The organism is Sphingomonas phyllosphaerae (genome assembly GCF_029623345.1).
GTDB lineage: Bacteria > Pseudomonadota > Alphaproteobacteria > Sphingomonadales > Sphingomonadaceae > Sphingomonas > Sphingomonas phyllosphaerae_C.
In genome coordinates, this window is record NZ_JAPYKH010000001.1 from 323,454 (window position 1) to 336,825 (window position 13,372).

The following is a 13,372-nucleotide window of genomic DNA, read 5'->3' on the forward strand; positions in this document are numbered from 1 at the left end:
GATCGGGGGAAGGGAGAAGTCAGGTGACGGGCTCGCCGTGCGCGAGCTGCGGCAGCACGACGCGCTCCTCGCCGCCGACCCAGGTGCCGAGCGGCTGAAGATCGGCGTCGAGCCGCACCCAGTCGGCGCGCAGCCCGACGGCGAGCGCGCCGCGCTCCGCCTCCAGGCCGAGGAAGGCGGCAGGGCTGGTCGCCGCCAGCCCCGCCGCGGTTTCGGGTGCGAGGCCCAGGCGCCGAACCGCGTTGCGCACCGCGCCCGCCATGTCGAGGTCCGAGCCAGCAAGCGTGCCGTCGGCACCGACGCAGCGGCCGTCCTCGACGTGGATTGGCTTGCCCTGGAGCACGAAGTCCTTCCGCGCCGCGCCGACGCACGGCATCGCGTCCGACACCAACATGAAGCGATCGACCGCGCGCGCGCGCAGCGCGATCCGCAGCGCGGCGTCGTCGACGTGGAAGCCGTCGACGATGATCCCACAATAAGCATGCTGATCGTCGAGCGACGCACCGACCACGCCGGGCGCGCGATGCACCAGCGGCGACATCGCGTTGAACAGATGAGTGACGCCGGTCGCGCCCGCGGCGAAAGCAGCGGTGGCGGTGGCGTAATCGGCGTCGGTGTGGCCGAGGCAGACGCGAACGCCAGCCCGCGCCAGCGTCGCGATCTGCTCGGCGTCGACGCGCTCGGGCGCCAGCGTCACCATCACCACGCCGCGACGGGGCTGGAGCAGCAGCGCCATCAGCTCGTCGTCGAGCGGCTGAAAGCGTGCGGGATCGTGGATGCCCTTGCGCGCGAGGCTCAGCACCGGGCCTTCGACGTGCGTGCCGAGCACGCCGGGCACGCCCGCCGCGATCGCCGCGTCGGTGGCGTCGAGCCCGCGCGCGATCACCGCGGGCCGGTCGCTGATCAGCGTCGGCATGAAGCCGGTCGTGCCATACGGCGCGTGCGCCGCGCCGATCGCGGCAATGCCCTCGACTGTCGGTGTGTCGTTAAAAAGCACGCCTCCACCGCCATTGACCTGGGTGTCGATGAAGCCCGGCATCACCCAGCCGCCAGCGAGATCAACCGCCTCACGCTCGGCGCCGGCGCGCAACGCCGCGATCGTACCGTCGGCGGCGACCTCGATCGTCGCCGCGTCGAGCACGCCGTCGCGCGTGGCGATCTGGCCGTTGCGGAAGCTGTGCGTCGTCATAGCGTCTTGGTGACCTTGCTGAGATGGCGCGGCGAGTCGGGATCGAGCCCGCGCGCGACCGAAAGCGCGTTCGCCATGCGATAGAAGCTCTGGATCATCAGCACCGGCTCGAGCGCGGGATGGTCGCGCAGCGCCGCTGGACTGCCCGCGCCGTCCTGAGCGGCGTCGGCGAGCGCGACGCGCGCGTCGCGACGGGCGAACTCGGCCGCCGCCTCGCGCACGCCGTCACCGGCCTGGTCCGAGGTGGCGAAGGCGATCAGCGGAAAGCCGGCATTGACGATCGCCATCGGGCCGTGGCGTACCTCGGCGCTGCTGAACGCCTCGGCATGGAGCGCGCACGTCTCCTTGAGCTTGAGCGCCGCTTCCTGCGCGACGCCGAAGCCGAGGCCGCGGCCGATCACGAACAGATTGCTGGCGTCGCGCAGCAGTGCGACGACGCCGCTCCAGTCGAGCGCCCAGGCGGCGCCAAGCCGCTCGGGCAGGCGGTCGAGCGCCTTGGTCAGCGCGGCGTCCTGGCTCCACTCGGCGGTGAGCAGCGCCAGCGCGGCGAGCGCGGCGATGTACGACTTGGTCGCCGCGACCGAGCGCTCCGGCCCTGCCATCAGCGGCACCAGCGTGTCCGCAGCCTCGGCGAGCGGGGACGTCGTGTCGTTGACCAAGGCGACGACGTGCGCGCCCGCCGCCTTCTGCGCGGCGACGCTGGCGAGCAGGTCGGGGCTGCGTCCGCTCTGCGAGATCGCGATGCACAGCGCACCCGAGGACGCGACGTCGGCGGCATAGACCGAGGCGACCGAGGGGGCGGCCGAGGCGACGGGCACGCCGACAAACGTCTCGATCAGATATTTGCCGTACGTCGCCGCGTGATCGGACGAGCCGCGTGCGCAGGTCACGACCACCGCCGGCGGGGCGGCGCGGAGCCGCTCGCCCAGCGCGGCGAGCGTCGCGCGATTGGCCTCGAGCAGCCGCGCCACCGCCGCGCCGGCCTCGGCCGCCTCGGCGTGCATCAGCGTGGCGGTCGCGTCCTTGGCCGGTGGCTGGTCGGTCGTCGCGATCATGCTGGGCTCCCTGCCGCGCGGGACCGCGGCGGCGTTTGCCAGAGGGTTAAGTTATAAATTGGTATTGTTCAAGCGGCCTCGTCGCGCAGCATCGCGGCGAGCCGGGCGACGGTCGCCCGATCGGTGGCGTAGCTGGTCTCGGCGACGAAGCCGAAGCGGCGCAGCGTGGTGTCGGCGGCGCCGGCGCGTGCGAGCCGGCACGAAGCGTGCACCTCGCGCGCGCCGGTGGCGAGTAGCGCCGGCAGCGTCGCCGGGGAGACTCCGCTGCCGACCAGAACGGTGATCCGGTCGCGCGCCGCGGCAACCAATCGCGTCAGCATCTCGACCGCGTCGGCCGATCGTGGTGCGCCGCCCGAGGTGAGGATCCGATCAAAGCCGAGCGACACTGCCTGCTCAAGCGCGGCGAGTGGGTCGGGGGTAAGGTCGAAAGCGCGGTGCAGCGTCACCGATAGTGTCCGTTCGCGCGCTACCTCGAGCCAGCGCACGAGGCAGTCGACGTCGAGCGTGCGGTCGCGCGCATTGGCGCCGATTACCACGCCGGCGAGCCCCGCGTCTGCCGCGGCACGAATGTCCTCCTCGACCAGCCGTCGCTCGCCCGCGTCATAGACGAAGTCGCCCGCGCGCGGCCGCACGAGCAGGTGGACGGGGATCGGCGCGGCCGCGGCGGCATGGATCAGCGAGGGTGAGGGAGTGAGGCCGCCGACATCGAGCGCGGCGCAGAGTTCGATCCGGTCGGCGCCACCCTGCACCGCGGCGGCGATGCCGTGCACGTCCTCGACGCAGACCTCGAGCAGCCGCCTCATGCGCGGTACAAAGAGCGAGCGAGGTGGACGGTGGTCGTCCCGCCCGCGTCGGTCACCGCATAGGTGAAGCCGGGCAGCAGGCAGAAGGCGCCGACCTCGCCCTTCGTGTCGAGCGCGAGGAAGCCGACCTGCATGCCCTTGATCGCCGCGCCGCGCAGCGCAGCAATGTGGCGCACCACCTCCTCGCATGCCGCCTGCGCCGAGCGGCCGGCGCGCATCGAGGCGACGACCCGTGCGCTGCCCGCGACGCGAGTCACCTCCTCGCCGACGCCGGTCGAGGTGGCGCCGCCGATGCCGCGCTCGACGTAGAGACCGGCGCCGACCTGGGGCGAGTCGCCGACGCGTCCGCGGATCTTGAAGGCCATGCCCGACGTGGTGCACGCACCCGCCATGCGCCCGTCCGCGGTGCGCGCGAGCAACCCGATCGTGTCATGATCGAGCGCGCCGCCGGGCGTGCGATGCGGCGTGGCGGTGCCGTAAGTGCCCGTCTCGCTGTTCGCGACGGGTTGGTACTTCGCCGTCCTGAGCCACTCGCGCCACGCTTGCTCCGCCGGCGGCGTGAGCAGGTCGACCTTCTCGAAGCCCTGTTCGCGCGCGAAGCGGGTGGCGCCTTCGCCGACGAGCAAGGTGTGCGGCGTCTTTTCCATGACGCGCCGCGCGACCGAGATGGCGTGGACCGTGTCCTCGAGCGCGGCGACCGCGCCGACCGCGCCCGCGTCGTCCATGATCACGGCGTCGAGCGTGACATGGCCGTCACGGTCGGGGTAGCCTCCGTAGCCGACCGAATGGTTGTCCGGATCGGCCTCGGGCACGCGCGCACCCGCCTCGACCGCGTCGAGCAGCGAGCCGCCCGCGCGCAGCCGCGCGAACGCCGCGTCGTTGGCAGCGGCGCCGAAGTCCCAGGTGGAGAGCACGCGCACGTCGCGCGCCGGCGCGGGGGCCGCAACGGCGCGGCGTGCCAGCGGCAGTGCGCCGCCCGCCGCGGTGAGCGTCGCCAGCAAGGATCGTCTTGTCGTCATCCGCTCCCCTCCGTGTCGCCGCAACGCGGCCGGGCGCACGACAAGCACGGATCGACGCCGCGACGCAACCGCCCGCATGATTGGTCCCGTCAGTGGTCCTGTCAGGTATTGACCTTTGTGGCAGATTGATGAAACAACGGCAAAAGCGAACTTTACCAATGAAAACAAATCAGAGGGTTAACCGATGACGCCGCAGCACCATGTCTCCCTCGCGGCGCTCGCCGCGGCCCTGCTGGCGGCGACGCCCGCGCTCGCGCAGCAGGCGGACGCGCCCGCCGACTCGACCCAGACGGCGGGGCAGGCAACCCCGGAGCGTGCGGAGGCGATCGCTGGCGAGCAGGGCAACCAGGCGGCCGCCGCCGCATCGACCGGCGACGTGGTCGTCACCGGCACGCGCATCCAGCGCCCCAACGTCACTTCAGCGGCGCCGATCACCTCGGTGACCACGCAGGACATTCGCGCGCAAGCGCCGGTCAATGTCGAGGACGTGCTCAATCGCCTGCCGCAGATCGCGCCCGACAGCCAGCAGACCTACAACGATTCAGACGGGCGCCAGCGTATCAAGCTGCGTAGTCTCGGCTTCGAGCGCACCTTGGTGCTGATCGACGGCAAGCGGCTCGGCACGCAGAACGGTCAGGATGTCGGCATCATCCCGCCCTCGCTGCTGGAGCGCGTCGACGTGCTGACCGGCGGCGCCTCCTCGGTGTATGGCTCGGACGCTGTCGCGGGTGTGGTCAACTTTGTTCTTAAAAAGGACTTCGAGGGACTGCAGCTCGACGCCAACTACAATTTCTACAATCATAACAACAAGGACACGATCGTGTCGCCGCTCGCGCGCGCGGCCGGTTTCAACAGCCCGCGCGGCTGGACCAACGACGGCGGTCGCGTGGACGTGACGCTGACCGCGGGCAAGAAGCTGTTCGACGGCGCGCTGCGGCTGAGCGGCTTCGTCAACTATCGCAAGACCGAGGAGGTCGGGCTCACCGATCGCTCGAACGCCGGCTGCTATCTCACACAGCTCCAGGCCAATGGCCCGCTGTCGTGCGGGCTGACGCCGAGCAGCTCGACCAGCGGCCTGATCACGCCGCGCGCGGGTGCCAACGCCGGGGCCCAATATGTCAACAATCCCGACGGCACGCGCAGTTTCGTGCCGTTCGCCGCAGGCGCGGGCAACGCCTCCAACTATTTTAGCGGTTATGCCTATCAGCGCCCGTCCGAGCGGGTGAACGCGGGCGGCTTCGCCAGCCTCGACCTGGGCTCCGACGCCGAACTCTACACCTCGGGCATCTGGTTCCGCGACAAGTCCTTCAACAACTATCCAACGATTGCGAGCGGCACCGTCAACGTCAGCTGCGGCAACCCCTATCTGTCCGCGGCGCAGGCCGGCGCGATCGGCTGCGGCGCGGGCGTGGCGAGCGTCCCGGTCGACCTGCGCTACCGCCTCGGCGAGGGCAGCGATCGCCCCGACACATACATCAACACCGGCGTGCGGCTGACCGGTGGAGTGCGCGGCAAGGTGGGCGACGCCTGGACCTACGACATCGGTGGCGTCTACGCGCGCAACCATCAGGACTATACGCCGAGCTTCGGCATCCCGGGTCGCCTGCAGGACGCGGTCAACGTCGGCGGCACCGCGGCATCGCCGACCTGCGCCAGCGGCGCCGCGGGCTGCGTGCCCTTTGACATCTTCAGCGCCGGCAACAGTGACCCTGCGCTGATCAATTACCTGTTCGGCACGGGCACCTCGACGACGACCGGCACGTTGTACGACGTCCAGGCTAACATGACCGGCGATCTCGGCAAATACGGCATCACCTCGCCGTTCGCCGAGCAGGGCCTCGCGATCGCGCTCGGCACCGAGTATCGCAAGGACACGCTCAAGTCGGTCGCCGACGCCGCCTATCGCGGCACGCTGGGCGGCAACGACACCTACCTCAGCCAGGACGTGTGGGAGTCGAACATCGAGGTCCAGGCGCCGCTGGTCGAGCACAAGCCCTTCGCCGAGCTGGTGCAGCTCAACGGCGGCTTCCGCGTGTCGAAGTACAGCAGCAACCCGAGCACCTTCACCACCTGGAAGGTGGAGGGGATCTACGCGCCGATCAGCGACCTGACCTTCCGCGCCTCGTTCAACAAGGCGCAGCGCGCGCCGACCGTGGTGGAGATCCGCCAGGCCACCAACATCGAGTTCGCCGCGGGCGGCTCGGGCACGTTCAACGACTTCTGCGCGCCCACCGTGATCAACGGCGCCAACGGCGTCAGCTACGGTGCGCCGGTCGCCTCGCGCGAGGTGTGCCGCGCCACCGGCCTGTCCGACGCGCTCTACGGCAGCCAAACGCTGCTGTGCAGCAACGGCACCAGCCCGAACGGCACCGCGGCGTGTTCGGTGCGCTCGGGCGGCTTCACCGCCGACCCGGAGACCGCGTACACCCAGACCTACGGCCTGGTGGTAAAGCCCCGCTTCCTGCGCGGCTTCGTCTTCTCGGTCGACCGCTACCGCATCAAGATCAACGACTCGCTCGGCTACAACGACTATAGCTATTACACCGATGGCTGCCTGCGCTCGGGCGGCGACCAGTTCTTCTGCCAGGGCATCGTCCGCAACGCCAACGGTACTCTGTTCTCTGCGGCGGGCTCCGGCACCGGCTTCATCCGCCAGGGCACGACCAATTATTATACGTCGCTGGCGCGCGGCTGGGACTTCCAGGCGCAGTACACGCTCAACCTCGAGTCGGTCGGTCGCTTCGACATGTCGTTCAACGGCTCGCTGACGACGAACGCGGGCGGGCAGGACTCGCCGCTCCAGCCTGAGCGCAACTGCGCGGGCTATTACGGCAACGGCTGCGGCCAGCTGATCCCCAAGTGGAGCCACGGGCTCCGCGGTACCTACACCACGCCCGACCAGAAGTTCGGCGCGTCGCTCAACTGGCGCCACGTCGGCTCGCTGACCAACGCCAACAACTCCGGTGACGAGGCGATCGGCGGTACGCCCGAGCGCGCGCTGACTGACTATTACCGCGTCGACCCGGCGGACTATTTCGATCTCGCGCTTAACTTCGCGGTGTCGAAGCAGTTCTCGCTGCGGCTGATCGCCAACAACCTGCTCGACAAGGCGGCGCCGATCGTGCCCGACTCGTACAATATCAGCCTGGCGCGCAGCAACACCATTCCGCAGCGCTACGATTCGCTGGGTCGCAACATCGCAATCGCCACGACGATCAAGTTCTGATCTGCTGAGGGACGCTGCCGGGGTCGGTGGCCCGGGTGAGCGTGCGGCGCGTGGGCTGCTATTACCGCGCGCCGAGCAAGCGTCTCCCCTTCAAGGGAGGGCCCGGGGCGGTGAACGCCGGAGGCGCCACCTTCGTCGGGGGCGCCTTGCTAGCCCTCCTGCGAAGGGGAGGGAGGAGGCCAAGTTTCGCCATCCGCCTAGGGTCCGGCGCTTCTCCTGCCGGATCAGCGCACCGCGGCGTAGCTTTTCTCCTCGATCAGATCGGACTCAAGCGCGACGTTGATCGCGCGCTTCAATCGCGCGCGTTCGTCGTTCTTGAAATAAACCGAGCGCGCCAGCTGGATGAAGTCGCTGCCGAACGACGCCGCGGCCTCCTCCTGCCGGATCGCGTCCTCGATCTCCCACAATTCGCGGTTGATCGATTTAAGCTGGCCGAACAGCGGCGCGATCGCTTGTTGACCGATCACGCCGGCGCCGATGTCGCTCAGCGCCTGATGCTCGCGCGCGACATTGGCCCGCGCCTCAGCGCGCGCGATCCGCTCGCGCTTGATCTCGAGGATGGTGATCTTGTCGAGCAGCTCACCCCAGGAGACGGGCACCGACGGGCTGGGCAAACTGGCCATGGTTCGTCTCTCCCTGATCGTCGAAGAAGGCGTGGAGCTCGCTGGCCACCCTGGCCAGGACCGGCATCCAATCACCGGCGCGTGGTTGCGCGTGGAGACGGACCGTCGGGTACCAGTCGCTGTCGTGGCGTGTAGGGTCCCAACGCCAGTCCGGCTGATGCTTGAGCAATAGCCAGGTCGGGCGGCCGAGCGCGCCGGCGAGATGCGCCACCATCGTGTCGACCGTGACCACCGCTGCGCAGCCGGCGACCAGCGCGGCGGTAGCGGCGAGATCGAAGGGACAGCCGTCGGCATTGATCACCGGCAGCGTCGAGGGCGCGGCAACGAGCGAGAGGCAGCGGTGCCGCTCGGCGATCGGGGCGAGCAACGCCTCGGGCAGCGAGCGGTCGGCGTCCCAGTCTCCGGCCTGGTGGCACAGTCCGACGGTGAATGCCGGAATTGGCGCCGGGGCGACGCGGAGGTAGCAAGCTGGACCGTCGTCCGGCGCCAGCTCGAGTGCGCCGGGCAGCTCGGTGATCTCGATGTCGCAGCTGCTCGGCTTGAGCGGCCGCGCCGGGTCGAAGGGGTGGAGGCTCACCTCGGCGATCCCGGCGAGCAATGCGTGAAGCCGTACCGGCGCCTCGACCGTCACGCTCCTGGCGCGGCGTACGAGCGCGGGTAGGTAGCGCGCGAACTGGAGCGTGTCGCCGAGCCCATGGTAGCAGCGCACCAGCACATCGACGCCATCGACGGCGCTGCCGTCCCACACCCAGCGCTGGTGATAGGGCAGGCTCGGGTCATCTCGTGTGGCCGGATCGCGTGCCGCGATGACCTGGCGTTCGAGCGCCCAGGCGGCGGCATAGTCGCGAGCGCGCATCGCCTCCGCCCAGCTGCTATGTAGTTCCATGCGGGACGAACCGCGCGGGGGCCGCGCCGGTTCCCTCGTTGCGCCAGCGTGACGGAATTAAGCGCCTGATTTGCCGAGCTCCGTCGCTTCCGAACGATCGCCCTACCTTCGAGCGGAAGCCCGCTCAGACCAGCTCGCGCCCGCCTTTCCACATGCGCAGCAGCTTGCCCTGCACCGGCAGCCCGTCGAACGGCGTGTTGCCCGCCTTGCCCGGCAGCGTGTCCGCGTCAATCCGCCATGGCGCCTCGGAGTCGACGAGGATGACGTCGCCGGGCAGCCCCGGCAGCAGCGCGCCCGTCTCCAGCCCGAGCAGTGCGGCCGGGGCGCGCGCGAGCAACGCGAAAAGCCGCGGCAGCGACACGCGCCCGTCGCGGGCCAGCCCAAGCCCGAGCGCGAGCAATGCCGCGGCGTCGGCCGCGCCGGGGCTGGCGTCGGCGAAGGGGAGGCGCTTCTCCTCCGGCCCGCGCGGGTCGTGGCCCGAGCAGAGCAGGTCGATCGTCCCGTCCGCCAGCGCGGCGAGCGCGGCATGGCGGTCGGCTTCGCTGCGCAGCGGCGGCGACAGATGCGCGAAGGTGCGGAAGTCGCTCATCGCATTGTCGGAAAGCAGCAGGTGCGCCGGGGTGATGCCGCAGGTCACGCGCACGCCGCGTGCCTTGGCCGAACGCACCAGCGCGAAGCCGGCCGCCGTGGTGACGGCCCGGAGGTGGAGCCGCGCGCCGGTCTCTTCCGCCAGCATCAGGTCGCGCGCGATCGCCAGCGCCTCCGCCACCGCGGGAGCGGCCGGCAGGCCGAGCCGCGTCGCGGTCTCGCCCTCGCTCGCCACCGCACCGCGCGACAGTCCGCCATCCTCGGCGTGGGTGATCACGACCACGTCGAGATCGCGCGCATAGCTCAGCACGCGGTGCATCACGCCCGAATCGGCGACCCAGCCGCGGCCGGTACCGACCGCACGCGCACCCGCGGAAAGGCAGATCGCCATTTCCGCCAGGTCGGCGCCCGCGAGCCCGCGCGTCGCCGCCGCGATCGGGTGGATCCACAGATCCGGGCGGCCGATCAGCGCGAGCCGCTGCACCGCGCCGGGCTCGTCGAGCACCGGCACCTGGTCGGGCATTGGCGCGACCCGCACGATCCCGCCCGCGCGCGCGGCGGCACGGTCGATCCGGGCCACACCGACGTCGATCAGGGCGGGAGCGAGCAATCTGCCGCGGCAGTCGACCCGCAGCACGTCGGCGGGGGTGGGGCCGTCCACGATCACGCCGTCGACGATCAGCAGCTCGCCGTCGCGCTCGCCGCGCTCCGGGCAGACCAGGCGAGCGTTGGTGAACAGCACGGCGCGGTTCATGCCCAGCCCTCCACGCCGCGCGCGCGTCGCGTCAGCACGTCGAGGCAGGCCATGCGCACCGCCACGCCCATCTGCACCTGCTCGGTGATGGCCGACTGCTCGACGTGATCGGCCACCGCCGAGTCGATCTCGACCCCGCGATTCATCGGCCCGGGATGCATGATCAGCGCGTTCGGCGCGTGCTGGGCGAGCCGCTCGAGCGTGAGCCCGTAGCGCAGGTGATATTCGCGGCTCGAAGGGACATAGCCGCCCGCCATCCGCTCGGTCTGGAGCCGCAGCATCATCACCACGTCGGCGCCTTCCATCGCACGGTCGAAGTCGGTGAAGGCGGTGACGCCGAAGCGCTCGATCGCGGGCGGCATCAGCGTCGAGGGTGCGCACACGCGCACCTCGGCGGCGAGCGCGGTGAGCGCGAGGATGTTCGAGCGGGCGACGCGGCTGTGGAGCAGGTCGCCGCAGATCACGACGCGCTTGTGTGCGATGCCGCCGAGGCGACGCCGGATCGTCAGCGCGTCGAGCAGCGCCTGGGTCGGGTGCTCGTGGCGGCCATCGCCGGCATTGAGCACGGGGCAATCCACCTTGTCCGCGATCAGCCGCACCGCGCCCGACGACATGTGGCGGATCACGATTACGTCGGCGCGCATCGCGTTGAGCGTCTGCGCGGTGTCGATCAGCGTCTCGCCCTTCTTCACGCTCGACTGGGCGGCGTGCATGTTGACGACGTCCGCACCGAGCCTCTTGCCCGCGATCTCGAAGCTCAGCAGCGTGCGGGTCGAGTTCTCAAAGAAGGCGTTGATCTGGGTGAAGCCGGCGAGGCGGCGGTCGGGCGCGGCGCGGGTGCGATTGGCCTCGACCCAGGTCTCGGCTTCGTCGAGCAGAAAGGTGATCTCGTGCGGCTCGAGCCCCTCGATGCCGGTGAGATGGCGATGCGGGAATACCGCGCCCCCGGGGATCAGGGTGCCGGGGCGGTGGTCCGATTGGGTCATCGAGCGCGGTGCCTAGTCCGCGCTCCCCGGCGGCGCAAGCGGTTCGCCCGGTGCGACCTCGGCCAGCACCAAAGCGTCGAGGGCGGCCTGGAGGATCGTGGCGGCGGCGTGATTGTCGATCCGCTCGGCGCGCTTGGCGCGGCTGACGTCCTGCGCGATCAGCGCGCGCTCGGCGCTGACGGTGGACCAACGCTCGTCCCACAGCAGCAGCGGAATGCCCAGGTCAGCGCAGTTGCGGGCGAAGGCGCGGGTCGATTGGGTGCGCGGGCTCTCGCCGCCATCGAGGCTGAGCGGCAGGCCGATCACCCAGCCGACGACCTGCTGCTGGGTCGCCAGCGCCAGCAGCGCGGCCTTGTCGGCAGTGAATTTGGTGCGGCGGATCAGCAGCGCGGGACTGGCGAAGCTCCACCCGGCGTCGCACAATGCGGTGCCGATCGTCTTGGTGCCGACGTCGAGCCCGAGCAGCCGGCCGCCATGGGGAAGCGAGGCGCGGAAGGCGGCGGCGCTGGTGGCGATCGGCGGGCGCCGGGTGGGTACGGTCATCGGTCGCGCACCGACCGATCGACTCTCCCCGTCAGCGTGGCCCTGAGCCGGGATCGATCGTGCCGCTCACACGACGGCCGATGTTCCTGCGGAGACATGGGCCCCGGCGCAAGGCCGGGATGACGTAGAAGGGTAGGCCGCCGCCCCACGCTCACTTCGCCGCCAGCCGCCGCGCGGCGTCGGCGCGGACGTTGGCCCAGAACAGGCTATAATCGTAGACGTGGTAATTGTTGCCGGGCAGCGCATACGGCCCGAGGTCGGGCGGGCTGCCGATCAGCAGCAGCCCGCGCCCGGCGCAGCGCGCCCCGATCGTACCGGCGCGGATTGTCGCGCTCGACAGATCGGCGTTGGGGTAGAGCGTCCCCAGATTGGCGCTGGCGGGGGCGCTGCCGCCGTTCGCCCCCGTGAGCGGGTTGGTGCACAGCAGCGGCGTCCCGCGGCGCGGGCGCCCGTCGAAGCCGGCGGTGCGATCGAACGTGTCGAGGATCAGCGAAGGATCGGCGGGCTCGGCGAAGCTCTGCCACCCCAGCACGCAGCCGCGCTGATTCGGCGACGCGCAGGCGGGCAGCCCGAGCGCGGGCAGGTCGGTCGTGGTCGAGATCGGCCAGCCGATCGCGTAGGCCGCGACGATCCGCTTCGCCAGCGGCTGACCCGCGACGCGGTCCTTGAGCAGGTGGGTGAGGTGGAGCGCGCCCTGGCTGTGCCCGGCGAGGATGATCGGACGATCGGGGGCGATCTCGGCAAGGAAGACGTCAAAGGCGGCGAGCAGGTCGCGATAGGCGAGCGCCAGCGCCTGGTCCGCCGCGGCCTTGTCGGTGAGGAAGGCGCCGAAGGTCGCCTGGCGGTAGCGCGGCGCCCAAACCTCGCCGGTCTCGTTGAAGGCACTCGCCTGGCCGCGGAGGAACAAGGCGGCGCGATCGTTGGCCTCGCGATCGTCAAGCGGTGCGTTCCAATGCGCGCGGCTGAGATAGGAAGTGGGATGGATGAAGAACACCGCCGCGCCGCCATGGGTCTGGCGGGGTCGATAGCCGGGCGGGGTCCAGCGCGACGGGTCGTTCGCCAGCGACGGTCGCGCCAGCCACATGCGGTCGTCGCGATAATTATCGGCGCTCATCCCCGGCTGCGCCTGGAAGGTCTCTCCCGGAATGAGAGCGGCGCGCATCATCGGCACGCCCCAATAGCGGTAGGCGAGGCTGGCAGCGAGCGCGAGCACGATCAGGCCGGCGACGAGGTAGAGGAATTTGCGGACCAAGCGTATGTCACCATGCTGCGGTGCAGCAAACTTGCCGCTGCCGCAATCGCAAAGGAGGTGCCTCAGAGTTGCGATCCGCGCAACCGCTGTGTGCCGGCGCGGTTGCGTTGCGGCGGGGCTCGCGGTAGCGCGCCGGCTATGTCCGTTGATATCGCAACCGTGCGGCGCATCGCTGGGCTCGCCCGCATCGCCATCACCGAGGAGGAGGCCGAGCGGCTCTCCCCCGAACTGGGTAACATCCTCGACTGGATCGAGCAGCTCGGCGAGGTCGACACCGCTGGAGTCGAGCCGATGACGGCGGTGATCGCCAACCGGCTCCGGCTGCGTGACGACGTCGTAACCGACGGCGGCATCCGCGACTCGGTGCTCGCCAACGCTCCCCAGGCCGAGCACGGCTTCTTCACTGTGCCCAAGGTGATCGAGTGACGATCGCGCTCGATCATCCCTC

At 70.4% G+C, this 13,372-nt stretch carries 12 protein-coding genes; 2 read left to right on the forward strand and 10 right to left on the reverse strand.

The features are described 5' to 3' along the window. Nucleotides 1–19 precede the first annotated feature (19 nt). The 4 genes from nagA to QBJ89_RS01450 form a co-directional block, all read right to left on the reverse strand. Entirely contained in the window at nt 20–1,189 is a 1,170-nt protein-coding gene (gene nagA, locus QBJ89_RS01435) for an N-acetylglucosamine-6-phosphate deacetylase (RefSeq protein WP_277978750.1), read from the reverse strand. Further along, nucleotides 1,186–2,244 carry an SIS domain-containing protein gene (locus tag QBJ89_RS01440; protein ID WP_277978751.1) on the reverse strand — a complete coding sequence of 353 codons (1,059 nt, stop codon included), beginning with the start codon at nt 2,242–2,244 and terminating at the stop codon, nt 1,186–1,188. The genes nagA and QBJ89_RS01440 overlap by 4 nt, the downstream gene beginning before the upstream one ends. A 68-nt stretch (nt 2,245–2,312) precedes the next feature. Further along, entirely contained in the window at nt 2,313–3,047 is a 735-nt protein-coding gene (locus tag QBJ89_RS01445; RefSeq protein WP_277978752.1) for a copper homeostasis protein CutC, read from the reverse strand. Next, a complete protein-coding gene (locus tag QBJ89_RS01450) occupies nt 3,044–4,066 on the reverse strand; it encodes a N(4)-(beta-N-acetylglucosaminyl)-L-asparaginase (protein ID WP_277978753.1) in 1,023 nt (340 codons plus the stop codon). Before QBJ89_RS01450 ends, QBJ89_RS01445 begins: the two co-directional genes overlap by 4 nt. A 184-nt stretch (nt 4,067–4,250) precedes the next feature. Between QBJ89_RS01450 and QBJ89_RS01455 the strand changes: the two genes are divergently transcribed. Further along, nucleotides 4,251–7,292 carry a TonB-dependent receptor domain-containing protein gene (locus tag QBJ89_RS01455; RefSeq protein WP_277978754.1) on the forward strand — a complete coding sequence of 1,014 codons (3,042 nt, stop codon included), beginning with the start codon at nt 4,251–4,253 and terminating at the stop codon, nt 7,290–7,292. Nucleotides 7,293–7,516: 224 nt separating this feature from the next. On the opposite strand, the gene QBJ89_RS01460 is transcribed toward QBJ89_RS01455, so the two are convergent. The 6 genes from QBJ89_RS01460 to QBJ89_RS01485 all read right to left on the reverse strand — a co-directional run bounded on the left by QBJ89_RS01460 (nt 7,517) and on the right by QBJ89_RS01485 (nt 12,924). Beyond that, nucleotides 7,517–7,915, reverse strand: coding sequence for a DUF6165 family protein (locus QBJ89_RS01460; RefSeq protein WP_277978755.1), 399 nt, complete (start codon nt 7,913–7,915; stop codon nt 7,517–7,519). Beyond that, nucleotides 7,872–8,801: a glycosyltransferase family 9 protein gene (locus QBJ89_RS01465; protein WP_277978756.1), complete on the reverse strand. Its 930-nt coding sequence runs from the start codon at nt 8,799–8,801 to the stop codon at nt 7,872–7,874. Before QBJ89_RS01465 ends, QBJ89_RS01460 begins: the two co-directional genes overlap by 44 nt. Before the next feature lie 124 nt (nt 8,802–8,925). Next, complete coding sequence (locus QBJ89_RS01470) at nt 8,926–10,143, reverse strand: dihydroorotase (RefSeq protein ID WP_277978757.1); 1,218 nt, start codon at nt 10,141–10,143, stop codon at nt 8,926–8,928. Continuing rightward, nucleotides 10,140–11,129 carry an aspartate carbamoyltransferase catalytic subunit gene (locus QBJ89_RS01475; RefSeq protein WP_277978758.1) on the reverse strand — a complete coding sequence of 330 codons (990 nt, stop codon included), beginning with the start codon at nt 11,127–11,129 and terminating at the stop codon, nt 10,140–10,142. Before QBJ89_RS01475 ends, QBJ89_RS01470 begins: the two co-directional genes overlap by 4 nt. Nucleotides 11,130–11,141: 12 nt before the next feature. Further along, a complete protein-coding gene (gene ruvX / locus QBJ89_RS01480) occupies nt 11,142–11,672 on the reverse strand; it encodes a Holliday junction resolvase RuvX (RefSeq protein ID WP_277978759.1) in 531 nt (176 codons plus the stop codon). A 151-nt stretch (nt 11,673–11,823) separates the two neighbouring features. Further along, nucleotides 11,824–12,924: a DUF3089 domain-containing protein gene (locus QBJ89_RS01485; protein WP_277978760.1), complete on the reverse strand. Its 1,101-nt coding sequence runs from the start codon at nt 12,922–12,924 to the stop codon at nt 11,824–11,826. 138 nt (nt 12,925–13,062) lie between these two features. On the opposite strand from QBJ89_RS01485, the gene gatC reads away from it, so the two are divergent. After that, nucleotides 13,063–13,350 (forward strand): Asp-tRNA(Asn)/Glu-tRNA(Gln) amidotransferase subunit GatC, encoded by a 288-nt coding sequence (gene gatC / locus QBJ89_RS01490; RefSeq protein WP_277978761.1) that lies wholly within the window; start codon nt 13,063–13,065, stop codon nt 13,348–13,350. The last annotated feature ends 22 nt before the right edge of the window (nt 13,351–13,372 follow it).